The sequence below is a fragment of the Amycolatopsis orientalis DSM 43388 genome (assembly GCF_000411975.1).
Lineage (GTDB): Bacteria > Actinomycetota > Actinomycetes > Mycobacteriales > Pseudonocardiaceae > Amycolatopsis > Amycolatopsis orientalis_D.
In genome coordinates, this window is sequence record NZ_ASXG01000031.1 from 1 (window position 1) to 23,363 (window position 23,363).

The 23,363-nt window shown below is 71.5% G+C and carries 20 protein-coding genes and 1 pseudogene; 9 read left to right on the forward strand and 12 right to left on the reverse strand.

The window, feature by feature from the left end; translation table 11 throughout:
* Positions 1–612 (reverse strand): annotated as a pseudogene (locus L942_RS05570) (hypothetical protein); the annotation flags it as partial.
* A 119-nt stretch (positions 613–731) separates the two neighbouring features.
* Positions 732–2,780 carry an acyltransferase family protein gene (locus L942_RS05575; RefSeq protein WP_200862704.1) on the reverse strand — a complete coding sequence of 683 codons (2,049 nt, stop codon included), beginning with the start codon at positions 2,778–2,780 and terminating at the stop codon, positions 732–734.
* Positions 2,781–2,938: 158 nt separating this feature from the next.
* On the opposite strand from L942_RS05575, the gene L942_RS05580 reads away from it, so the two are divergent.
* Entirely contained in the window at positions 2,939–3,457 is a 519-nt protein-coding gene (locus L942_RS05580) for an amino-acid N-acetyltransferase (protein WP_037355697.1), read from the forward strand.
* Positions 3,458–3,461: 4 nt separating this feature from the next.
* On the opposite strand, the gene L942_RS05585 is transcribed toward L942_RS05580, so the two are convergent.
* Both L942_RS05585 and L942_RS05590 read right to left on the reverse strand, forming a co-directional pair.
* Positions 3,462–3,869 carry a hypothetical protein gene (locus tag L942_RS05585; RefSeq protein WP_081654947.1) on the reverse strand — a complete coding sequence of 136 codons (408 nt, stop codon included), beginning with the start codon at positions 3,867–3,869 and terminating at the stop codon, positions 3,462–3,464.
* 44 nt (positions 3,870–3,913) lie between these two features.
* Positions 3,914–6,460 (reverse strand): DNA translocase FtsK 4TM domain-containing protein, encoded by a 2,547-nt coding sequence (locus L942_RS05590; protein WP_051165734.1) that lies wholly within the window; start codon positions 6,458–6,460, stop codon positions 3,914–3,916.
* A gap of 761 nt (positions 6,461–7,221) precedes the next feature.
* Between L942_RS05590 and L942_RS05600 the strand changes: the two genes are divergently transcribed.
* The 4 genes from L942_RS05600 (at position 7,222) to L942_RS05615 (ending at position 10,471) form a co-directional block, all read left to right on the forward strand.
* Entirely contained in the window at positions 7,222–7,866 is a 645-nt protein-coding gene (locus L942_RS05600; protein ID WP_037355703.1) for a hypothetical protein, read from the forward strand.
* Positions 7,867–8,009: 143 nt separating this feature from the next.
* The gene (locus tag L942_RS05605; RefSeq protein WP_037355705.1) at positions 8,010–8,819 is read left to right on the forward strand and encodes a lysophospholipid acyltransferase family protein; all 810 of its coding nucleotides are present in this window, start codon (positions 8,010–8,012) and stop codon (positions 8,817–8,819) included.
* A gap of 51 nt (positions 8,820–8,870) precedes the next feature.
* Positions 8,871–9,485 (forward strand): NAD(P)H:quinone oxidoreductase, encoded by a 615-nt coding sequence (gene wrbA / locus L942_RS05610; RefSeq protein WP_037355707.1) that lies wholly within the window; start codon positions 8,871–8,873, stop codon positions 9,483–9,485.
* A gap of 41 nt (positions 9,486–9,526) precedes the next feature.
* Positions 9,527–10,471 (forward strand): EamA family transporter, encoded by a 945-nt coding sequence (locus L942_RS05615; RefSeq protein ID WP_037355713.1) that lies wholly within the window; start codon positions 9,527–9,529, stop codon positions 10,469–10,471.
* Positions 10,472–10,683: 212 nt separating this feature from the next.
* On the opposite strand, the gene L942_RS05620 is transcribed toward L942_RS05615, so the two are convergent.
* From L942_RS05620 to thyX, 6 genes are all read right to left on the reverse strand, one after another.
* Positions 10,684–12,381: a ribonuclease J gene (locus L942_RS05620; RefSeq protein ID WP_037355716.1), complete on the reverse strand. Its 1,698-nt coding sequence runs from the start codon at positions 12,379–12,381 to the stop codon at positions 10,684–10,686.
* Positions 12,378–13,391 carry a 4-hydroxy-tetrahydrodipicolinate synthase gene (dapA, locus tag L942_RS05625; RefSeq protein ID WP_051165735.1) on the reverse strand — a complete coding sequence of 338 codons (1,014 nt, stop codon included), beginning with the start codon at positions 13,389–13,391 and terminating at the stop codon, positions 12,378–12,380. Before dapA ends, L942_RS05620 begins: the two co-directional genes overlap by 4 nt.
* Positions 13,392–13,503: 112 nt before the next feature.
* Complete coding sequence (locus tag L942_RS05630) at positions 13,504–15,015, reverse strand: serine/threonine-protein kinase (RefSeq protein ID WP_037355717.1); 1,512 nt, start codon at positions 15,013–15,015, stop codon at positions 13,504–13,506.
* Between the two features lie 84 nt (positions 15,016–15,099).
* Entirely contained in the window at positions 15,100–16,341 is a 1,242-nt protein-coding gene (locus tag L942_RS05635; RefSeq protein WP_051165736.1) for an Nramp family divalent metal transporter, read from the reverse strand.
* A gap of 95 nt (positions 16,342–16,436) precedes the next feature.
* Entirely contained in the window at positions 16,437–16,835 is a 399-nt protein-coding gene (locus L942_RS05640) for an ACT domain-containing protein (protein ID WP_037355718.1), read from the reverse strand.
* Between the two features lie 10 nt (positions 16,836–16,845).
* On the reverse strand, positions 16,846–17,604 hold the full coding sequence (thyX, locus tag L942_RS05645) for an FAD-dependent thymidylate synthase (RefSeq protein WP_037355719.1): 759 nt from the start codon (positions 17,602–17,604) through the stop codon (positions 16,846–16,848).
* Positions 17,605–17,688: 84 nt separating this feature from the next.
* On the opposite strand from thyX, the gene L942_RS05650 reads away from it, so the two are divergent.
* Together L942_RS05650 and L942_RS05655 are read left to right on the forward strand one after the other, a co-directional pair.
* Positions 17,689–18,210 carry a toxin-antitoxin system HicB family antitoxin gene (locus tag L942_RS05650; protein WP_037355720.1) on the forward strand — a complete coding sequence of 174 codons (522 nt, stop codon included), beginning with the start codon at positions 17,689–17,691 and terminating at the stop codon, positions 18,208–18,210.
* Between the two features lie 374 nt (positions 18,211–18,584).
* On the forward strand, positions 18,585–19,460 hold the full coding sequence (locus L942_RS05655; RefSeq protein WP_037355747.1) for a DUF4097 family beta strand repeat-containing protein: 876 nt from the start codon (positions 18,585–18,587) through the stop codon (positions 19,458–19,460).
* Between the two features lie 617 nt (positions 19,461–20,077).
* Here L942_RS05655 and L942_RS05660 read toward each other — a convergent pair.
* Positions 20,078–21,292, reverse strand: a complete 1,215-nt coding sequence (locus L942_RS05660) for a winged helix-turn-helix domain-containing protein (RefSeq protein ID WP_037355722.1) — start codon at positions 21,290–21,292, stop codon at positions 20,078–20,080.
* A 50-nt stretch (positions 21,293–21,342) separates the two neighbouring features.
* Here L942_RS05660 and L942_RS05665 point away from each other — a divergent pair, with 50 nt between their 5' ends.
* Positions 21,343–21,897, forward strand: coding sequence for a GNAT family N-acetyltransferase (locus tag L942_RS05665; RefSeq protein ID WP_037355724.1), 555 nt, complete (start codon positions 21,343–21,345; stop codon positions 21,895–21,897).
* On the opposite strand, the gene L942_RS05670 is transcribed toward L942_RS05665, so the two are convergent.
* On the reverse strand, positions 21,887–22,363 hold the full coding sequence (locus L942_RS05670; RefSeq protein WP_200862707.1) for a GtrA family protein: 477 nt from the start codon (positions 22,361–22,363) through the stop codon (positions 21,887–21,889). The two genes, L942_RS05665 and L942_RS05670, sit on opposite strands and share 11 nt — an antisense overlap.
* A 153-nt stretch (positions 22,364–22,516) precedes the next feature.
* Here L942_RS05670 and L942_RS05675 point away from each other — a divergent pair, with 153 nt between their 5' ends.
* Positions 22,517–23,032, forward strand: a complete 516-nt coding sequence (locus L942_RS05675) for a membrane protein (protein WP_037355728.1) — start codon at positions 22,517–22,519, stop codon at positions 23,030–23,032.
* Positions 23,033–23,363: the final 331 nt, after the last annotated feature.

A 23,363-nucleotide genomic window follows, 5' to 3' on the forward strand; every position in this document is an offset into this window, starting at 1 on the left:
CGCGGCGGGCAGCGGCGACGCTCCCGAAGGCGCGGGCGCGGCGGGCGGCGGCGCCGCGGGGGGCTGTGCCGGGACTTGTCCGGACCACGGGGCGCCCTGCGGTGCGGGCGGGTAGCCGGGCTGCGGCGGCCGGTAGCCCTGCGGAGCGGAAGGCGGGCCGTACCCGCCGGGATTGCCTTGCGGCGCGGGAGGTCCGGCATATCCGCCGGGATTGCCCTGCGGTGCGGGATAGCCGCCCGGGGCGCCCTGCGGTCCCGGGTAGCCGCCGGGGCTGCCTTGCGGCCCGGGGAATCCGGCCGGGTTGCTCGGCGGACCGGGATACGGCTGGCGAGGTCCGCCCGGGTAGCCCGGCTGCCCGCCCGGGTACTGCTGCGGCGCGCCGAAGCCCGGCGCGGGAGTTCCGGGCGGCGGCACGAGACGCGCGGCCGCGCGGTAGCCGGGATCCGCGGGCGGCTGCGTGTACTGCCAGTTCCCGTCCGGCAGCCTCCGCTGCCACGCCTGGCCGGGGACGAGCAGCCAGCCGACGCCGTCCGGGCCGGCCAGCGCGGCCGTCCGGCCCGCCGCCGCCTCGGACTGTGCGGCCTGGAATGCGTCCCACCCTGCGCGCGTCAAAGAGACCAGCTCCCCCTCCCGTACCCGTGCGGCGAACCCGCCGCCGCCCCATTGTGCCCAACCCGGGACGCTCCGCGACGGCTAGTCGCCAAAGTCGCCGGTCCGCCCCTCGCCCGCGGTCACCATTGCAGGGCTTGTTTGAGCTGTTTGACCGCAATGGGCGCGAGTGTCGTGTTGAAGGTCGCCGAGGGATGGTTGTCGTCCATGTAGACCAGCACGTTCCCGACGACCGCGCGGCAGCGCTGGTCGTCGCAGTAGTAGTCGGTGAAGTCCAGGAACGACACGTTGTCCGGGACGTTCTGGACCTGCTCCCACGACGGCGTGGCGGCGACCGCGGCGGGCCTCGGCACCGAGCACGCCGGGTCCGTCGGGCTCTTCCGCGCGACGCAGCTGGCCATGTTGAACGTGTAGCGCGGGTTGTCGCGCACGGCCACGACCGGGATGCCCGCTCCGTCCAAAGTGGACCACACGTCGACGAAGCCCTGCGGTGTCGTCTCGTGCGGGCCGGGCTTGGAGTTGACCGTGCCGAGCATGATCACCGCGTCCGGGCGGGTGTCGAGCAGTTCGTCGGTGACGGCCTTGTTCCACTCGATGCAGTTGCGGTCGCCGGGCATCAGCTCGGAGCCGGACGAATACGGGCACGCGCCCTTCAGCATGGTCGAGACCTCCCAGCCGTCGGAGACGACCGCGGGCTGGAAGGCGGCGAGGAACTGCTGGATGTGCGAATCCCCGACGAGCACGACCCGCTTGGTCGGCGGGCCGTCCGGAGACTCCGTGCAGATCTGCAGTTCCGCGTTGCGCGGCGAGATCGAGCACTGGTCCGGGCGCGTGCGGGCCCAGTCGTCGGCGAGCTTCACCGTGGGCGGCACGATCGCCGGGGACGGCGCGCCGCGGTAGACGAAGCCCTGCGCGTGCGCGACCGCGCCCGGATGGTCCGGGTCGCCGATGGCGATCTCGTAGTTCGCCCGCGCGCTGCTCACGCCCTGCCAGACGCCGCTCGCGACGAGCACCGGGGCCAGCGCGAGCACGCCGAACCGGTAGGCGCCCCACTGGTTCGCGGTGCCGATCTTCGACAGCCGGATCGGGTTCTCGATCAGGTGGTAGGTCAGGATCGCGAGCAGGAACGACACGCCGACCACGAACGTGCCGCCGAGCGGGCCGACCGCCACCCGGTCCCGGGCGACCAGGTAGAACACCAGCACCGGCCAGTGCCACAGGTACAGCGAGAAGCTCAGGTTGCCGACGTAGCCGAGGAATTTCGAGCTGAGCCAGCGGTCCGCACCGAGCACGCTGCCGGTCTGCCCGGCGACCAGCACCAGGCCCGCCGAGACGGTCGGCCACAGCGCGATCCAGCCGGGGAACACGCTGTCGACCTCCAGCAGCACGCCGCACAGCACCAGCCCGGCGACGCCGATCCAGCCGAGCGCGACGCGCAGCAGCCGCGGCAGCGTGACCTGGTCGAGGAACATCGCCATCAGGCCGCCGAGGGCGAATTCCCAGACCCGGGTGAGACCGTGGAAGTAGGCCAGCGGCTGGTCGGCCGCGGTGAGGTACACCGAGTACGCGAGCGAGGCGGCGAACAGGACGACCAGCAGCAGGTTCACCGTGTGCCGCAGCGACCAGCCCAGCCGGCGCACGAGCAGGCCGAGCCCGACGAACAGCAGCGGCCACAGCACGTAGAACTGGCCCTGGATGGACAGCGACCAGAAGTGCTGCACCAGGCTCGCGCTGTTGTGCTGGGCGAAGTAGTCCACCGAATCGGCCGCGAGCTGCCAGTTCTCGTAGAACAGCGCGGACGCGACGACCTCGCGGATGGTCTGGAACCAGCGGTCCTGCGGCAGCAGCAGCTGCGACACGACCACGACCGTCAGCAGCACGGTCATCGCGGCCGGGAACAGCCGCTTGATCATCCGGCCCCAGGTGGCGCGCAGTTCGATCCGGCCGCGCAGCAGCGCCCGGTAGAGCTGGCCGGTGATCAGGAACCCGGACACGAGGAAGAACACGTCGACGCCGCCGGAGATCCGGTCGAACCACACGTGGTAGACGACGACCAGCACCGAGGCCAGCGCCCGCACGCCCTGCAGCTCCGGCCGGAACCGGGCCTGCGCGCCCGGTCCGGCGGGAGGTTTGCCGGGCCGTTCCGGGGCGGCCACCGTGGTGCCGGACATGCAGGTTCCTCCCGAGGGCCGGTAGCCGGCCGGGAGCCGCCGACTACTGGTCATGTGCGCTCACTAGCTATACGTGACAGCTCGCGCCGTCACGCATCCGGGGTCCCCCGATGGAGCCGCTCGGAGCCGCCGGTCCTCGCGGTCGTTATCTTGACCGGGTGCCCGACTCCCGCCCTCCGTCCGTCCGCCGCGCGCGGATCGCCGACGTCCGCAAGATCAAGGCCCTCGTCGATTCCGACGCCGGCCGCGTGCTCCTCGAGAAAGATCTGGTCACGCTTTACGAGGCGGTGCAGGAGTTCTGGGTCGCGACCGACGAGCGGGACGGCGCCGAGGACGTGCTGGGCGCGGCCGCGCTGCACGTGCTGTGGGAGGACATCGGCGAACTGCGCACGGTGGTGGTCGACAAAGCCGCGCGCGGCCGCGGGATCGGCCGCGCGCTGGTCGGCAGGCTCGTCGAAGAAGCCCGCGAACTGGGGCTGAAACGGCTGTTCGTGCTGACCTTCGAGACCTCGTTCTTCGCCGGGCACGGGTTCGTCGAGATCGACGGCGCCCCGGTGTCGCAGGAGGTGTACGAGGAAATGCGCCGTTCGCTCGACCCGGGCGTGGCGGAGTTTCTCGACCTGCCCTACGTCAAGCCGAACACGCTGGGGAACTCGCGGATGCTGCTCGAGTTCTGAGCGTTCAGGAGAACCGGACGAGGATGTGGTTGCCCGACCCGTCCACGGCGGCGAGCTTCACGGTCGTGCCGGCGAAGGTCGTCGAGTCCGGGCCCTGGCGGCCGGTGTGCAGCTGGACGGACGTGTGCTCGCCGCGGCCCGGCTCGGTGAGGACGAGCGCCACGACCGCCTCCCCGGCGACGAAGCACTGGCGGCCCGGCTTGCACCGCGAATCCGAGACCAGCTGGCGGTAGCGCACGGTGAGGTCGCGGCCGGCGATCTGCACCTCCTGGCCGGGCGCGAGCGCCACGTTCCCGCCCGGCTCGGCGGCCGGCGGGCGCGACGGTGTCTGCGCGAGCGCGGCCGGCCCGCCCGCGCACCCGGCCAGCGCGGCGGCCGTCCCGATTCCCAGTGCGAGCTTCTTGAGGTCCATGTCCGGGGGACGGACCGGACGCGCCGGCGGGTTGCACGCGCCGGTCAGAAGTCCTCGTCCTCGCCGCCGGCCGGCGCGCCGCCCGCGTCGGAGCCGCCGCGGATCATGAACAGCACGGACTCCAGCTCGTCGGGCTTGATCAGCACGTCGCGGGCCTTCGAGCCCTCCGACGGGCCGACCACGCCGCGGCTTTCCAGCAGGTCCATCAGCCGCCCGGCCTTGGCGAAGCCGACGCGGAGCTTGCGCTGCAGCATCGACGTGGAGCCGAACTGGGACGTGACGATCAGCTCGGCGGCCTGCAGCAGGACGTCGAGGTCGTCGCCGATGTCCGGGTCGATCTCCTTCTTCTCGCCCGCCTTGGCGCTGGTGACGCCCTCGTTGTAGTCCGGCTGCGCCTGTTCCTTGGCGAAGTTGACGACCGCGGCGATCTCCTCGTCGCCGACGAACGCGCCCTGGATGCGGACCGGTTTCCCGGCGCCCATCGGGAGGTAGAGCGCGTCGCCCATGCCGATCAGCTTCTCCGCGCCCGGCTGGTCGAGGATGACCCGCGAGTCGGTGAGCGACGAGGTGGCGAACGCGAGCCGCGACGGCACGTTCGTCTTGATCAGGCCGGTGACGACGTCGACGCTCGGCCGCTGGGTGGCCAGCACCAGGTGGATGCCGGCGGCGCGGGCCTTCTGGGTGATCCGCACGATCGCGTCCTCGACGTCGCGCGGGGCGGTCATCATCAGGTCGGCCAGCTCGTCGACGATCGCCATGATGTACGGGTAGGGCTGGTACTCGCGTTCGCTGCCCGGCGGCGCGGTGATGTCGCCGGAGCGCACCTTGGCGTTGAAGTCGTCGATGTGCCGGACCCGGTTGGCCTGCATGTCCTGATAGCGCTGCTCCATCTCCTCGACGAGCCAGGCCAGCGCGGCGGCGGCCTTCTTCGGCTGCGTGATGATGGGCGTGATCAGGTGCGGGATGCCCTCGTACGGCGTCAGCTCGACCATCTTCGGGTCGATCAGGATCATCCGGCATTCCGCGGGCGTCGCCCGGGCCAGCAGCGAAACCAGCATCGAGTTCACGAAGCTCGACTTGCCGGAACCCGTGGAACCGGCCACCAGCAGGTGCGGCATCTTCGTCAGGTTCGCGGTGACGAACTCGCCCTCGATGTCCTTGCCGAGCCCGATCAGCATCGGGTGGTTGTCCTTGACCGTGGACGGCGCGCGCAGCACGTCGCCGAGGCGCACCATCTCGCGGTCGGAGTTGGGCACCTCGATGCCGACCGCGGACTTGCCCGGTATCGGCGCGAGCAGGCGGACGTTGTCGGTGGCCACCGCGTAGGCGATGTTCTTGGTCAGCGCGGTGATCTTCTCGACCTTCACGCCCGGGCCGAGCTCGACCTCGTACCGGGTCACTGTCGGGCCTCGGGTGAAGCCGGTGACCTGAGCGTCGACGTTGAACTGGTCGAGGACGCCGGTGATCGCCTCGATCATCTGGTCGTTGGCCTTGCTGCGGGACTTCGGCGCGTCGCCGAGCTTCAGCAGGTCGGGCGGCGGGAGCGCGTAGTCGCCCTCGACGGTCCGGGTGACCGACAGCGCGGGTTCCGGCGCCTTCTTCGGCTTCTTCTCCGGCACCTCGGCCGGGGGCGCGACCGGCTTCGGCGGCCGGATCGGAGTGGCCGGCTCGGCGAGCGCCGCGTCGAGGTCGAGCTGCTCGCCGTCCTTGTCGGCGCTGGCCTGGCGACGGCGCGACGGCTTCCGCAGCCGCACGGACTTCGGGTCGGCCTCGGGTTCTGGTTCGGCGGGTTCGTCGTCGTGCTGGGCGGCCTCGTATTCGGCCAGTTCGTGCTCGTCGAGACCCCAGGTGCGCAGCCGGTGCGGGATTTCGCGGACCGGGGTGCCGGTGAACACCAGGACGCCGAACAGCAGCGCAAGGATCAGCAGCGGCACCGCGACCCACGTGGTGACGCCCTTGGTGAGCAGCCCGCCGGAAAACGCGCCGAGAATGCCGCCCGCGTACATCCGGCCGTCGTTGGTGTCCGGGAGCGCGGTGAAGATGTGCAGCATCCCGAGCACGGACAGCACGACGAGCAGCGTGCCGATCACCATCCTCGGCCGCGTCTCCGGCTTCGGCTCGGACCGCATCAGCGCGACCGCGACCACGAGCAGCACCAGCGGCAACGTCACCGCTCCGGCGCCGAGGATCGTCCGGGTGGCGATTTCGACGCCCGCCCCGATCGGCCCGGCAGCCCGCCACCACACGCCGACCGCGGCGACGATGGCCAGCGCGATCAACCCGAGGGCCAGCCCGTCACGGCGGTGCTCGGCCTCGAGCTCCCGCGTGCGCCCGACTGTGCGGGCCAGCGAGCCGACGCCCTTGGCGACGAGGTTCCAGGTGCTGCGCACACCGCGCCCGAACGCTCCGGAACTCTTGCGGCCGGCCGGACGCCGCGCAGGCGAAGTCCGGGGCCGGGAGCTGCTCCTGCCCCTGGTCGAGCCGCCTTTCGACCTGCTCGACGCGCCGCGCGCCGGCGTACGCGAACTCCGCGCCGGTGCCTTCCCGCCGCTTCCCGCCGTGCTCCGCTTTCTCGTCGCCGACCCAGCCATGCCTCCACGGTAACGGGCGAGGACCGATAGTCACATGTGCCACTCGCAGCGCAGGGGAAACAATCGTCTCCAGATCACAGTGGATCTTGTGGGGCATCGGCGGTACCCATGAAAGCCGAGGCCGCTCATGCCGAGTCCCGCCGAGATCGTGCGCGCGCTGGCTGACCGGACCTCTCACGCCCCGGTGCCGCGGAGTACTGGGCGGTTCCGTTCCCTCCGCAAGTCCAGATGTAACCGGCACACCGACCAGACCACCACTGGGCTGGTCCTGTCGGCCAGCACGGAGTTCTTCGACCGCGAAGGCTGGCGGACGGGTCTACGCGGTTGCTGGCGGCGCAGGGCGCGGCGGTTGTCCGGCCGTCAGTGGGTATTGCGCCGCTGGGACGGTCAAGGCTTTCAGCACCGTTTGGCTAACCCAGGTGGTGACGCCAGAGCTGCGGGGGTTGTTGCTCTTGTGGTGCGGCCCAGCACCCGGCAGCTCGTGCTCGACGCGGAACCCGGATGTTGCTGATGCCCCGGGATGTCGAGGATGACAGGGAGACGATCGGCACCTGGACTCGCTGGTTGGACACTGGGTACACGGGTTCCGCCGAGACACGACCGGGGGTGGCTTCCTGACCAGCGTCGACCGCTTGCTCCGTCCACCGCTGGCCCCACGGATTCGTGGCCTTCGTGGCCGCTCTTTCCGGACATTCGCGTCGTAACGGCTCGCGGGATCAGCGCGATCCATCGAAGCAACCTCGACCGGACTTGGAGCAAGCATGAACATCCGGAGCATCTTCGGCGTCGCCATCGGCATTGCGACGCTGACCGGCCTCCTCAGCGCGTGCGGCAACAACGCGCCCGCGCCCGCAGCTCCCGCTCCAGTGACCGCGCGCCCGGCGTCCCCGATGACTGGCTCGCCCGCGCCCGCGAGCGTCGCTGCGGCACCGACCACCAGCGAGATCTCGGCCGACACCTATCGGAAAAAGTCCGTCGGTCAGGCATGGGGCACCCTGGACCCCTCCACCGGTGAAACCAGGATCACCGCGTGGCTGACCAAAATCACCGTCGACCCGCCGTGCGACCGGCCCGGAACGCGCAAGCCCGGCATGCACACACTGGTCCTCGACTTCACCGTCCAGATGCCCGCCGCCGGCGGCGACCCGTCGGACATTCAGGCTTTCGGCAACGACGTTCTCAACGAGACCCGCTTCTCGACGCGCGGCGCGGACGGCATCACCAACCAGGCCGAGTACAACAGCCCGTGCAAGTGGCAGGTCAAGAAACTCCCGTTCCAGTTCGCGCCCAGCAGCAAGTACACCGGCCAGCTCGTGATCGATACTCCCGACCCGCACGGCACGCTTCTGCTCACCGCAGGCAACGGGTTCTTGAACGGCAGCATGGGCTGGGAGTGGGACTACTGATCGCTGACCCGTCGGGCACCGCCCATCGGCCGAGCGCTCCAGACGCGCCCTGAGCAGCTATGACGACCGGCGAAGCGCCGCCCCCGCCGGCTCAGCGAGAACCGCGTTGTCCCAGGTGCTCTCCCCCGTGAAATGCTCTGCTCATGTTCGCGCTCCAACAGGACGAGGCTCCGCGCCGTGCCCCCGCGATCTGGCGGACGATGCTCAATCTCGACCGAGGGCTGGTGAATCTCGTCGGGCGGCTCACGGTCACCGGGTCGGTGCCGCGGGAGCTTCGGGGCAAGCCGCTGCTCATGGCGGCCAATCACATCGGCGTGTTCGACGCCTTCGTGCTCATGGCGGCGTGCAAGCGGATCGGCATCAATCCGCGGTTCATGCTCGCCGGCGGGATTCTCGACGCTCCGGTGATCGGCCCGGCGCTCAAAGTCAGCGGGCATCTGCGCGTGGACCGGGCGAAGGCGGCGACCGCGGTCGGGCAGTTCGCCGAGGCGGCGGAGGCGTTGCGGACCACGCGCGAGCCGATCGTCGTGTACCCCGAGGGGCGGATCAGCCACGACCCGGGGCTGTGGCCGGAGCGCGGCAAGACGGGGGCGGCCCGGCTCGCGCTCGCCGCGGGCGTGCCGGTGATCCCGATCAGCCAGTGGGGCGCGCACGAAGCCGTGTACTGGGGCACGGAGACCGTCAACGGCCCGGCGGATCTGCTGCCGCTGGCCAAATCCGGGTTGAGCGCGCCGTTGCGGCGGCCGCGGTTCAAGGTGCATTTCGGGACGCCGGTGGACCTGTCCGACGTCGAGCCGGAGCGGCCGGGCGCGGGCGTCCGCGCGCACGCGAAGATCATGCAGGCCATCACCGACGGCCTGGTTCCGTTGCGCCGCCACGAACCCGTCCGGCCGCGCTTCTACGACCCCACCCGGCCGACCGACACCGTCAGCCCCTGGAAGCCGCAGCGCTGAGGCCGTCCGGATCGTGAGACATACCAGCGGACCCGGCTAGGGTCACGTGGTGTGAGCACGCGCATTCTGGTCGTCTATTACAGCGCTACCGGCAACACCGCCGCCCTCGCCGGCGCGCTCGCCGAGGGGGCGGGCGAAAGCGGTGCGGAGGTACGCGTCCGCACCGTGGCCGAGACCGCGCCGCCGGAGGCGATCGCGAGCAATCGGCGCTGGCAGGCCTGGGTCGATTCCGGGCCGCACCACGAGCTCGCCACGCTGGCCGATCTCGAGTGGGCGGACGGGCTCGCGCTCGGCAGCCCGACCCGGTTCGGCGGCCCTGCCGCACAGCTGAAGTCCTTTGTGGACACCACGGGCGGCCTGTGGGCGCAAGGAAAACTGGCCGACAAGGTGGCCACGTCGTTCACGTCGGCGTCCACCGCGCACGGCGGGCTCGAGGCGACCGTGCTGGCCATCAACAACATGTTCTACCACTGGGGCGCGATCGTCCTCCCCCTCGGCTACGCCGACCCGCACCTGCTGGAGTCCGGCAACCCGTACGGCGGCTCGTTCGTCTCGCGCAAATCCGCGGCGCCGGACGACACCGCGCTGCACGCGCTGCGGCTCCAGGGACAGCGGCTGGCGACGATCGCGACTCACGTCGCGACGGGGCTGAAAACCCTGGAATAACTCGGTTTCCTCCGGTCGCCCCGCTCCGTAAGGTCGCGCGCGTGACCACCGAACTCCCCGTCCTCGAACCACCCCGGGTGCTCCACCGGGGCCGCGGCCTCTCGCTCGTCCTGCTCGCCGCGGTCTTCTTCAGCACGTCCGGCACGCTCGCGAAACCGGTCATGGGCGCGGGCATGACGCCGGAACAAGTGGCAGTGCTGCGGATCGGGACGGCGGGAGTGCTGCTGCTGATCGGCACCGCGCTCTTCGCCCCGCGCACGCTGCGGGTCCGGCGCGGCGAATGGCCGATGCTGCTCGCGTACGGCGCGCTCGGCGTGGCCGGCACCCAGCTGCTGTATTTCATTGCCGCCGAACGGATTCCGGTCGGCATCGCGATCCTGCTGGAATTCCTGTCGCCGGTCCTGATCGCGCTGTGGGTGCGGGTGGTCCGGCGGAAGCGGCTGCCGCGCATGCTGTGGTTCGGGATCGCCGTCGCGATGATCGGACTGGCGCTGGTCGCCCAGGTCTGGCAGGGGCTGCGGCTCGACGCGATCGGGCTGCTCGCCGGGCTCGGCGCGGCGCTCTGCTCGGCCGGGTACTTCCTGCTCGGCGAACGCGCGGTCGCCGACCGCGAGCCGCTCGGGCTGGTCACCTGGGGCATGGTGATCGGCGGGCTGCTCGTGAGCGTCGCCGCGCCGCCGTGGACGCTTCCGCTGGGCATGGCGGGCCAGACCGTCCCCTTCGGACCGTGGACCCCGCCGCTGTGGCTGCTGCTGCTCGGCCTGGTGGTGCTGTCGACCGCGATCCCGTACGTCGCGGGGATCTCCGCGCTGCGGCACCTGCCCGCGTCGGTGGCGAGCGTCGTCGGGCTGCTGGAACCCGTCACGGCGGCGGCGTTCGCGTGGGCGCTGCTCGGCGAAGCGCTCGCCTGGCCGCAAGCAGTCGGTGCCGCGCTGCTGCTCGGCGGCGCGTACCTGGTCCAACGACAGACCGCCGAGGTCGCCTGACTCCGTCTCCGGAGGGAGCCGGGAACCAGCCTCGAGCGGGATGTGTCCCATCCGCGGACCCGCCACACTGGACGGCGCCGCACAAAAACACCTGGGGGATCTCATGCACCACCGACCGAGCCGGGCCGAACAGCGCAGAGCCCGCAACGCGCTCGCCCGCCAGGCCGCGATCGTGCTGATCGCGTTGCTGCTGGCGGGCGCGCGGCGCTGACTCAGACCGGGATGACCGTCGGCACGATCATCGGACGGCGGCGGTAGGTGTCGGCGACCCACCGGCCGACGACCCGGCGCACCGCCTGCGCGATGCGGTGGGTGTCGGTGATGCCCTCGGCTTCCGTGCGCGCCAGCTCCATTTCCACGAGCGGCACGACGGCGTCGAGGGCCTTCGGGTCGTCGGAGAAGCCGCGGCCGGAGATCGTCGGGCTGCTCACCGCGCGGCCGGTGTTCGAATCGACCGCCACGGTGATCGCGATGAACCCGCCCTCGCCGAGCACGAGCCGGTCGGACAGGGTCGATTCGCCGACGTCGCCGACGGACAGCCCGTCCACGTACACGTGCCCGACCTCGACGCGGCCGGTGCGCGAGGCCTTGCCGTCGACCAGGTCCACGACCACGCCGTCCTCGGCGATCACCACGTTGTCCGGCGCGACGCCGGTGCGGATGGCGAGTTCTCCGTTGGCGCGCAAGTGTTTCCACTCGCCGTGCACCGGCATCACGTTGCTCGGCCGGACCGCGTTGTACAGGTAGAGCAGCTCGCCCGCGGACGCGTGCCCGGACACGTGCACCTTCGCGTTGCCCTGGTGCACCACGTTCGCGCCGAGCCGGGTGAGGCCGTTGACGACGCCGAACACCGCGGTCTCGTTGCCCGGGATCATCGAGCTGGCCAGCACGACGGTGTCGCCCGCGCGGATGGAGATCTGCCGGTGCTCGCCGCGCGCCATCCGCGACAGCGCCGAAAGCGGCTCGCCCTGCGAACCGGTCGACACGAACAGCACCTTGCTTTCCGGCAGGTTGCTGGCCTGGTCCAGGTCCACGAGCAGGCCCTCGGGCACGTTCAGCAAACCCAGTTCGGCCGCGATGCCCATGTTCCGGACCATCGACCGGCCCACGAACGCCACCCGGCGGCCGTGCCGCACCGCGGCGTCCAGCACCTGCTGCACGCGGTGCACGTGACTGGCGAAGCACGCGACGATCACGCGCTGGTCCACGCGCCGGATGACGTCGTCGAGCACCGGCCCGATGTCGCGCTCGGGCATGACGAACCCGGGCACCTCGGCGTTGGTCGAGTCCACGCAGAACAGGTCCACGCCCTCGTCGCCCAGCCGCGAGAAGCCCGCGAGGTCGGTCAGCCGCCCGTCGAGCGGCAGCTGGTCGAGCTTGATGTCGCCGGTGTGCAGCACGACGCCGGCCGGCGTGCGGATGGCGACCGCGAGCGCGTCCGGGATCGAGTGGTTCACCGCGAAGAACTCGAGGTCGAACGCGCCGACCTTGCGCTTCTCCCCTTCGCGCACTTCGATCAGCTTCGGCCGCTGCCGGTGCTCCTTGGCCTTGGCCGCGAGCAGCGCGTTGGTGAACCGCGAACCGTAGATCGGGACGTCCGGGCGCAGCCGGAGCAGGAACGGGACGGCGCCGATGTGGTCCTCGTGCCCGTGGGTGAGCACGAGTCCGTCGATGTCGTCGAGCCGGTCCTCGATCGCGCGGAAGTCCGGCAGGATCAGGTCGACGCCGGGCTGGTCGTCCTCGGGGAAGAGGACGCCGCAGTCGACGATCAGCAGCCTGCCGTCGTACTCGAAGACGGTCATGTTGCGCCCGACCTCGCCGATGCCGCCGAGCGCGACGACGCGCAGGGCTCCCTCGGGAAGGGCGGGCGGGAGGTGCGTCGGGCCGGGTCCGGCGGGAAGTGAAGTCACCGGGGCATTGTCCCAACGCTGGTGTGCGAGGTGGGGGCGGTGTAGGCCGCCTGCGAATCTGCTTGTGCCACCCGTGCACCATGCCAGTCCGAGGCCGCGCTGTCCTCGAGCGGCACGCCGCCCTGGGCGAGATCGGCCGCGATCTGCTCCAGCTGGTCGTCGAACGGGGCCACGATCGGCAGCCGCGGGTCGCCGATGTCGAACCCGCGCAGGCGCAGCGACGCCTTGCTGAACGCGACGCCGCCGACGCGCGACATCGCCCGCAGCACCGGCAGCATGCCGCGGTGGTTCGTGCGCGCGGTGGACGTGTCGCCCGCCTCGTAGGCCTCGATCATCGCGCGGATCCGGCCCGCCACGACGTGCCCGATCACGCTGACCACGCCGACCGCGCCGACCGACAGCCACGGCAGGTTCAGCCCGTCGTCGCCGGAGTAGTAGGCGAGGTGGGTGTTCGCGATGACCTCGGACCCGGCGATCAGGTCGCCCTTGGCGTCCTTCACCGCGAGGATCCGCGGGTGCTCGGCCAGCCGCTGCAGCGTGTCGACCTCGATCGGCACGATGGAGCGCGGCGGGATGTCATAGAGCATCACCGGCAGCTCGGTCGAGTCCGCGACGGTGGTGAAGTGCGCGTACAGCCCGGCCTGGCTCGGCCGCGAGTAGTAGGGCGTGACGACGAGCAGGCCGTGCGCGCCCGCTTCGGCGGAGGCGTGGGCCTGCTCGATGCTGTGCGCGGTGTTGTTGGTGCCCGCCCCCGCGACGACGGTGGCGCGGTCGCCGACCGCCTCGACGACCGCGCGGACCAGCGTGGCCTTCTCCTGGTCGGTGGTGGTCGGGCTCTCGCCGGTGGTGCCGTTGACGACGAGGCCGTCGTTGCCGAGGTCCACGAGGTACTCGGCCAGTTCCTGGGCCCGCTTCACGTCCAGCGCCCCGGCTCGGTCGAAGGGGGTCGCCATCGCGGTGAGCACGCGGCCGAACGGACGTCCGGGCGCGGCGGCAGGTGAGGTGGACATGGCCACGACGGTACCTCCTCAGGCCGCCGAACCCGGGCCCGACCTGGTGTGCCACCGGCAACTTCGGAGAATTTCCGCCGCCGCGGGCGTCGCGGCGGAACTTCTCGCGCGGCTACTTGACCTTGGCGGTGATCTGCGCCGGGATCTGGTCGTTGTTCGCCCGCGAGAGCAGGCAGTAGATCTTGCGGTTCGGGCCGCTGCTGCTGTCGCTGTCCGGCTGCACCTGCCAGGCCTGCTGGGTCGGCACGAGCGCCCGGTACGCCAGTCCGGCGCGCTGCTGCGGCGGCACCACCGCGGAGTGGAACGCCGCCGCGCAGCGCGCCTCGGCCGCCCGGCTCAGATCCTCCAGACCGGGATACGGGGCGACCGCCGCGTCGCTGTCGCTCCAGCTCTCCAGCGGCAGCGGGTCGGCGGTGTCGAAGACCTCGAGCGTGTGGTTCTTCTTGCAGTCGACGTTGTTGTCCGAGCTGATCACCACGCCCGGCTGGACCACCGCGTTGTAGCAGAGCTCGTACGAGGAGAACTTGGCTTTGAGGTAACCGTCCGGACCGTAGGTGACGGTCTCGGCCTGCTGCTCGTCCTTTTTCGGCGACCACACCGGTTTGCCCAGGAAGAACCCGCCGGCCAGCGCCGCGAGGACCAGCGCCGCGACGGCGCCGGCCCACAGGCCGCGCCGGCTCTTGCCTTCCGGCTTCGCGGCCGTCCGCGTCGGCTGCCCGCCCACGCGGGTCTCCTGGTGCGGCAGCGCCGCGCTGGCCGGACGCTGGGTCGGGCCGGTGGCGTGGGCGAGCTGCGCCCGCGCCTGCGTCGCGGTGAGCCGGGCTTCCGGGTTCGCCACCAGCAGGCCGAGGATGACCGCGCCGAGCGGACCCCGCGCCCGGGTCAGGTACGGCACCTCGGTCATGATCGCGTGCAGGGTGGCGGCCGTGGTGGGCCGTTCGAACGCGACGATGGGTTCGACCGCGAAGTAGAGCGTCGCGCCGAGCGACCACAGGTCCGATTCCGGCATCGCCTCGCGGCCCTCGACCCGTTCCGGGGCCATGAACGCGGGCGAGCCGACGATCATCCCGCTCGTGGTGAGCCGCGGGTCGTCGATGGCGTGCGCGATGCCGAAGTCGGTGAGCTTCACCCGGCCGTCCGGGGCGACCATGATGTTGGCCGGTTTGACGTCCCGGTGCACGATCCCCGCGGCGTGCGCGGCCTGCAGCGCCGACAGCACCCGCTCCCCGATCACCGCCGCCTGCTGCTCGGGCATCGGGCCGTGCGTGCGCACCAGGTCGGCGAGCGTGGGCGCCTCGACCAGTTCCATCACGATCCAGGTGGTGCCCTGGTCGGTGACCACGTCGTAGACCGTGACGACGGCCGGGTCGTTGAGCCGCCCGCCCGCGCGCACCTCGCGGAGAATCCGTTCGGAGAACACCGCGGCGCCTTCCGCGGTGTTCTCGGTGGACAGCCGGAGCTCTTTGATCGCGACCTGCCGCCCGATCACCTGGTCCTGCGCGCGCCACACGATGCCCATGCCGCCGCGGCCCAGTTCGCCGAGCAGCAGGTAGCGGCCGGCCACCACGCGGCCGGCGGGGGCCGTGCGGTTCGGGTCGTGCGGACGGGTCTGTTCGTCGGTCACGGGGTCGGGCTCCTCGGTCGGCTTCGCGCAGATGCTAGTCCGACCGTCCGGGCGCCCCGCCGGTTCCGTCCGGTGCGGACTGTGTCAGCCGGTGAAGGTGAGCGCGATCAGCACGACGTTGAGCAGGACGACGACCGCGGCGATGACGGCGGCGAGCACGGTGGTGGTCCGGCGGTTGACGTCCGCGCCCATGAGCCCGCGGTCGGCGGTGAGCCGGATCAGCGGCACGAGCGCGAACGGGATGCCGAACGACAGCACCACCTGCGACACCACCAGCGCCGCGCTCGGATCGGCGCCCAGCGCCAGCACGACGATCGCGGGCGCGAGCGTGACGAGCCGGCGCACCGCGATCGGAATCCTCTTGCGCAGCAAGCCTTGCATGATCATCGCGCCCGCGTAGGCGCCCACCGACGTCGAAGCCAGCCCGGACGCCAGCAGCCCGATCGCGAACAGCAGCGCGACCCCCGGCCCGAGCGCGGCGGCGACCGCGTGGTGCGCGCCCTCGATGGTGTCGACGCCTTGCCGGCCTTGAAGATTCGTCGCCGCGACGAGCAGCATGCCGAGATTCACCGCGCCAGCGAGCAGCATCGCGAACCCGACGTCGTAGCGCGTGGCCCGCAGCAGCCGCCGGCGGCCTTCGGGTTCCGGCGTGCCGTGCCGGTCGCGGACCAGCCCGGAGTGGAGGTACACTGCGTGCGGCATCACCGTCGCGCCGAGCATCGCGGCCGCGATCAGCACGCTGTCGCCGCCGCTGAAGCGAGGGATCAGGCCGTTCGCGATCCCGGCGGCCGACGGCGACTCGACGAACAGGCTCGCCAGGAACCCGACCGCGATCACCACGAGCAGGCCGGTCACGACGCGTTCGAACGGGCGCTGGCCGCCGCGGTCCTGCACCGCGAGCAGCACCAGCGACACGAACCCGGTGATCAGCCCGCCGGCGACCAGCGGGAGCCGGAAAAGCAGGTTCAGCGCGATCGCGCCGCCGACGACCTCGGCCAGGTCGGTGGCGATCGCGACGATCTCGGCCTGTGCCCAGTAGCCGAGCCGGGCGCCGCGGGAGAGCCGGTCGCGCAGCGCCTCGGGCAGCGACTGGCCGGTGACGAGACCGAGCTTCGCCGACAGGTACTGCACCATCACGGCCATCAGGTTCGCCACGACGATCACCCACACCAGCAGATAGCCGTAGCGCGCGCCGGCGCTGACGTTGGCCGCCACGTTGCCCGGGTCGACGTACGCGATCGCGGCGACGAACGCCGGTCCGAGCAGCGCCCAGCCGGCGCGCAGCCGGGCCACGCCGCGCGGACGTGCCGCCTCCGCCACCGCCATGTGCGCCACTCCCTGGTATCGGTCGCCCCAACTCGAAGTTTAGGCATGCCGAACTTTGCTCGGCAAGGGTGTGCTGTGCCACGCCGCGGGGAGGTTCAGCCGGGCAGGACCACTTCGTGGCCGGCTTCGCGGAACGCCGCCACGGCCCGGTCGAGGTCGTCCGAGCGCACCAGGATGTGGTCGGTGTCGAACGTGGACAGGGAGAACAGCGCCACGCCCGCCGCCGCCAGCTCCGACGCGAGCGCGGAAATGATGCCGGTGAGGGTGAATCCCAGCGGGCCGCGCACGGTGAACAACCGCCAGCCGGCCTCGACCGTGCCGCCCTCGGGTTCGCGGCCGGCCGGGCAGATCACCGACAGCTCGTCGGGCGTGCGGGTGACCGACACGAGCGCGGGCTCGCCGGACGCCAGCAGCTCGGCGGGAACGGCGGCGTCGGCGGGCAGCCGCACGACCGAGTACGGGCCGGGGCGGAGGTCGATCGTCAGGTGTTTCATCAGGACGTGGTCAGCCTTCCAGCACTTTGGGGCTCGAGGCGATTTCGGTGCCGTCGGGCAGGGTCGAAATCGTGAAGTCGGCGAACACGTTGGCCGCCGCCTTGTGCAGCTGCCGCAGGCATTCGATGGCGAGCGAGCGGATCTCGACGTCCGCGTGTTCGGTGGCCCGCATCGCGATGAAATGCCGCCACGCGCGGTAGTTCCCGGTGACGACGATGCGGGTTTCGGTCGCGTTCGGCAGCACCGCGCGGGCCGCCTGGCGCGCTTGCTTGCGGCGCAGGGTGGCGCTCGGCGTGTCCGCGAACTTCTCCTCCAGCCCGGCGAGCAGCTCGTCGTACGCGGCCGCGCTGGCCCGCGTGGCCTGGACGAATTTCTCGTGCAGCACCGGGTCTTGCGCGATGACGTCCGGCTCGACGAACTCGGCGGCGGCCTCGGGCAGGTAGCGCCGCGACAGCTGGGAGTAGGAGAAATGCCGGTGCCGGATCAGCTCGTGGGTGAGCGAACGGGAGATCCCGGACAGGTAGAAGGTGACCGATCCGTGCTCCAGCACGGCCAGGTGGCCGACGTCGATGACGTGCTCGAGGTACCCGGCGTTGGTCGCGGTCGCGGGATTCGGCTTCTCCCAGGACTGGTAGCAGGCGCGCCCGGCGAACTCCGCGAGCGCTTCGCCTCCGTCGGCGTCGGTGGACCAGGGCACGTCCTCGGGCGGGAAGAACTCGGTTTTCGCGATCAGCTCCACCTTGGGCGGCACCGGTCTCGCTCCCCTCATGTCGGCTCCGCCAGCCTAACCCGGCAGCACGGGTGACATCACCGCGCCTTGACGTGACGTCACTCGTGACGCCATAGTGGTGTCATGGACTTGACGCCGTATATCGCGAACCTTCGCGAAGACCTCGCGAACACGGCCTCCGCCGGGGACGAGCAGACCCGGCGGGCGGCCGCGCTGCTGTCCTCTGCTCTGGAGCCGGCGGTCCGGCTGACGCTGATGAACGCGCTGGCCGACCTGGCGGCCGAGGTGACCGCCGCACTGCCCGGCCAGGTCGTGGACGTCCGGCTCGACGGCCGGGACGTGCGCGTGGTCGTCACCGGCGGGGAGGACAGCTCCGCTTCCGCTCCTCCCCCGCCGCCTCCGCCCCCGCCGCCGGTCGACGGCGGCGACATCTCGCGGATCACGCTGCGGCTGGTCGAGCAGATCAAGGGCCAGGCCGAACAAGCCGCGGCCGCGCAGGGGGTTTCGCTGAACACGTTCGTGGCGCAGGCCGTGCAGGGGGCGCTCGGCCACGCGCAGCAGCACCAGCAACGGCACCAGCGCTGGCAGGACAGCAGCGGCGGGGGCCGCACCGAGACCAAGCTGCACGGCTGGGTCGAAGGCTAGAAGGGGGCAGCACCATGGGCGAGAACCGGGAAGACCAGGGGAAGCACGCTGAGGACCGGGTTGGGGAACCTGGTTTCGGGAGCGCGGGCTCGGAGGCCGGGTCCGGCCACGCTGGCGAGGCCGAGGCGAGCGACGAAGCCGTTTCGAAGGCATCGGCCGCTTCGGGCGACGCCGGATCCGCGGCGGCCGGCTCCGGCGCTGCCGCCGACGCCGCGCTGGGGGAAGAAGCCGTCTCGGACGAGGCGGGTGCCGCCGGATCCGCGACGAGCGGGGCGGAGCCGGCGAGCGCTGAGTCCGCTTCGGACAGTTCAGCGGCCGAGGCGTCGGCGGGAAGCGGTGCCGCGGGATCGGATTCCGGGCAGCCGGGTCCGTACGTGCGGCTGCAGGATTTCGAGGCGGACGGTCCGGTCGAATTGGATCTCGGGGTCACGATCGGGCGGGTCGAGGTCGTGCTCGGGCGGGAGTCCGGGGTGACCGTGCGGCTGCAGCACGACGCGGGCGAGCAGCCGTCGTGGGTGAACGGGGTCAGCAGCCTGCTGTCGTGGGTCGGGGAGAAAATCGGGGACCAGTTCGGCAGCTTGCCGGAGTTTTCCGTGGCCGACGCGGTGCGGCAGGCGCGGATCGAGAAGACCGGCAACCGGGTCGTCGTGCGGGCCGCGAAGGCGTGGCAGCTGCGGAACGTTCCGGTGGCGGTGACGGTTCACGCGCCGGCCGGGTCGCACCTGGAAGTGCGCGCGGGTTCGGCGGACGTCACCGTGACGGGCGCCGCGGGCCGCGCGGACATCCTCACCGGGTCCGGCGAGGTCTCGCTGGAACGCGCGGACGGCGCGGCGACCATCCGGACCGGCACCGGAGCGGTGAAACTCGGCCCGACCCTGGCCGGACTGCAGCTGCGCAGCGGAAGCGGCTCGGTCGAGGCGGCGTCGATCGCCGGACCGGCGACGCTCGGCACCGGCACCGGAAACGTCTGGCTTGGCGCGGTCGAGGGCGACGTGATGGCCCGCACCGGCAGCGGAGACCTGTCCGTGGCCGACGCGGCCTCCGGATCGCTCGAACTGATCACCGGTTCGGGAGAGGTGCGAGTCGGCATCCGCGGCGGGGTGCGCGCGGAAGTGGAACTGGCGTCGGCGGCCGGCCGGGTTTCGAGCGAGCTGGAGGTCTCGGACACGCCGCCGGAAGGCGCGGTGACGCTGAAAGTCCGCGCCCGCACCGGAACCGGCAACGCGGTGGTGACCCGCGCGGCCGGCTGAACATCCCGTCCGCTCCGGCCGGCACTCCACGACCCTGGGTGCGCCGAGCAGACGGACGCAAGGGGGAGGCGGCGGGCCGCAGCGGAGGAATTCCGGGTGGCCCGCCGCTTCGTGCTGCGCGGGATTTTCCGGCTTGCCAAGGAATTCCCTCCGGCGGAGAGCCGAACACGAGATGCCGCAACGGTTTCGTGGTGCGCGACTTGGGAATTGCCTGCGAGCGCACTGCCTGTCGACTGCACCGCCCGGCAAGCTCCGCGCGGGCCGCCGCCCCGCCTAGCGTTCCCCGCAGCTGTCTGCGCCTGACACGGTTCCCGGCGACTGCCCGCGAGCCTCCCGCCCCATCGAACGAAGCCTGGCGCCGGTCCACAGCAACAGCGGCAAGCCTCATTCACCAGCAGAGCACACTCCCCCGCACCGCCCAGCGAAACACCGAACGACGCCCAGCACCCGCCCGCGAGCCAAGCCCTCCCCAACAAACCGCGCAAGCCACTTTCACCAGCCGCGCACGCTTTCCCGCACCCGCCCGCGGGACTCCCACCGAACCCGTTGCCCAGACCGAACCGGGCCGAATCCGCTGGCACTCCTCCCGGCAAACCCGCCGCCCGAAGGCCCGCCGCTCACTTCACCGCGCGCCGCAATGCCCGCGCGAGATCACCCCGTTCCCCGACCACGACGCCGTCCAGTCCTTGCCATTCCGCCATCGTCCGCAGTTCCCCGGCCAGCTCCGCGGCCACTCGCGCCTCGTCGACGCCGGGCTCGGCGAACGCGCCCTGCACGCGGAGCACCCCGGCCGCCCGGTCGGATTTCAGGTCCACCCTCGCCGACAGCGCCCCGTCCAGCAGGAACGGGAACACGTAATACCCGTGCACCCGCTTCGGCTCCGGCACGTAAATCTCGATGCGGTACCGGAATCCGAACAACCGCTCGGTCCGCGCGCGTTCCCAGATCAGCGGGTCGAACGGGCACAGCAATGCCCGTCCGGGCACTGCCCTCGGCGTGCGCGCATCGACGTGCCGGTATGCGGCCGCGCGCCAATCGGCGACCTGGACCGGCTCCAGCACGCCCTCCTCGACCAGCTCCTCAACGGCTTGCCGCGACACGTCCGGGCCTAGGCGGTAGTAGTCGCGCAGATCGGTTTCCGTTGCCACGCCCAAAGCCCGCGCCGAGCGCTCGACCAGGCCGCGCGCGCCTTCCTCCGCGGAAACCTTGCGCGCCAAGATCTCCGGCGGCACCACGCGCTCAGTCAGGTCGTACAGCCGCTCGAAAGAGCGCCGGGTGCCGGTGCTGAGCTGGCCGACGCCGAACAGGTACTCGCACGCCTTCTTCACCACTGAGCGTTCCCACCACGCACCCGGCCCGCGCCGGACCGCCTCGGTTTCCAGCTCTTTCTCGATCGCTCCGGCGCCGATCGGGCCGTGTTCCTTCACCACCGCCAGGACGTCGTCGAGCAGGCCGGGCATCGTGTCGACCACGCGCGTGTAGTTCCGCCACCAGCCGTCCCGTTTGGCCCCGGACCGCAGCAGCGGCCAGTCTTCGATCGGCAGCAGGCTCGCCTCGTGCGCCCACGACTCGACCAGCAGCCGCGGCCGTCTCGCGCGGTGGCTCCACGCGGCGTCGTCGACCAGCGCCGGGCCGTACGGGCCCAGGCGCGAGAACAGCGGCATGTAGTGCGCGCGCACGGCGACGTTGACCGAGTCCAGCTGCAGCAGCTGCACCCGGGACAGCACCTTGGCGAGGTGCCGCCGGGTCGGGGCCGAGGCGGGCCGGGGATCGGCGAACCCCTGCGCGGCCAGAGCGGTGCGGCGGGCGGCGGAAAGGCTGATCGTCTGCATGATCCCGCCATGGTGCCAGCCACCCCCGACAGTTTCGGTACATTGCCCGCGTGAGTGCCGCCGAAGTCCGCCCCGCGAACCCGTCCGACGCCGCGGAGATCGCCCGCATCCAGCGGCTGACCTGGCGGGCCGCCTACGCCGGCCTTCTGGGCGAGCAAGCCATCGACGAACTCGACCAGGCCGATCTCGAGGGCACTTGGACCGAGACGATCGAATACCCCGGTTCCCGCGTCTACCTGGCCGCCGAAGGCTCGTTCACGGTCGGCTACTGCGTCGCGGGTCCGGCTCCGCACGACGAAGCCGCGGCGGCCGACGGGTCCGCCCCCGAGGACGCTCCCGGCCTGATCGCGTCGCTGGTGGTCGAACCGCGGTGGGGCCGTCGCGGGCACGGCGGGCGGCTGCTCGCGACCGCCGCCGCCGGCCTGCGCGCGGACGGCCTGAACCGCGGCATCACCTGGGTCGCCCAGTCCGACCACGCGACGCTCGGCTTCTACCGCCGCGCCGGCTGGTCCCCCGACGGCACCGTCCGCACCCTCGACACCGGCCGCGGCACGTTGCGCGAGGTCCGGATCACCGGGACCCTCGAACTGGAACTCACACCCTGACCGGCTCTTCGCGCTTCGCGAAGACCACCCAGCGCATCACCGAGTACATGAAAACGCCCTCGCACGCCCCGGCGATCAGCCGCGACACGTGGTATTCCACGCCCAGCGCGGCCAATCCGGCTCCCAGCCCGAGCAGAAACGCCGCGTAGTTCACCGCGATCGCCACCGCGTACCGCACCGCCTGGCGGCCCACCGGCGCGTGCGAACGGAAGTTCAGCGCGCGGTTCAGCACGAAACTCAGCCCGAACGCGACCACGTACGCGACGCTGATCGACAGCCACACCGGCCACTTCAGCCCGCCGTGAAACAGGGTCAGCAGCGCCAGATCGACGCCGAACGTGCAGCCGTTGATCACCGCGAAACCGAGGAAACTCGGCGCGACGACCCGGGACAGCCCGAACGGCAGGACGCGCACGACGGCGGCGCACAGTCCGGCGAACCGGTCGGCGATGGGCACCTCAGGCACCTGTCCGAGAGTGGCAGCACAAGGTGGCCGAGAGCGGTCGGCCAGGTGATCTTCTGGGGTTGGCTCCCGGGGAAAGAGTGGGGTTAGCCCCCGTGATCTTTTCGTGATGGCTGCTAGCTTGGAGTGAGCAGGGACACGGACGGGGGTGACACGATGGGATGGGTGCTCCTGACCCTCGGCGTCGCCTTCGGCTCGGCGATCGTGCCGCTGGTCAACGCCGAGCTCTTCGTCATCGGCCTCTGCGCGAGCCAGCACAACGTGCACTGGCTGTGGCTGGGCGGCGCGGTCGCGGTCGGGCAGATCGCCGGGAAACTGCTGTACTACCTGGCCGCGCGCGGTTCGATCCGGCTCCCGAAATTCCTCCACGACCGGCTGCACCGCGAACGCCCGCTGACCCCGCGGCGAGTCCGCTGGCAGCTGCGCACCAAGGCGATCCGCGGCAAGATCGAGGCGCTGCGCGAACGCTGCCAGCGCCATCCGCACTGGATGACCGGCACCTACGGGGTCAGCTCGCTCGTCGGGCTGCCGCCGTTCATGGCGACGAGCGTGCTCGCCGGGATGGTCCGGATGCGGCTGTCGACGTTCCTCGCGGCGGGCCTCGCGGGGCGATGGGTGCGGTTCAGCCTGCTGGCGGCTTCGCCGGCGATGTTCGCGGGTTGGCTGCAGTAAGCCAGGCTCGGCAAGAACTGCCCTTCAGCGCAGCACGATCTCACCTCGATCGGGCGCGATCCCCACGGGCGCAAGGCTTGGTGCATCCCGCGAGCGGTAATCCGGCGGCCCGGCGAGCCACCACAGGCGCACTGGGCCAGGTCAACTCAGCGGAGGCCGGGTCACCGCTCGTGCAGCCGCTGACGCCACCACGCAGCGGCATGCCACGAGCTGATCGAGCTCGCCGTCGGGTCGGGCAAGGTCCTCCGCCGGAACTCCTCGTCAAGCGGGGCAACGACTTCGCGCAGTTCGGCACGGGCGGCACTCGGCAGCGCTCGCAGGGCGGCTTCCA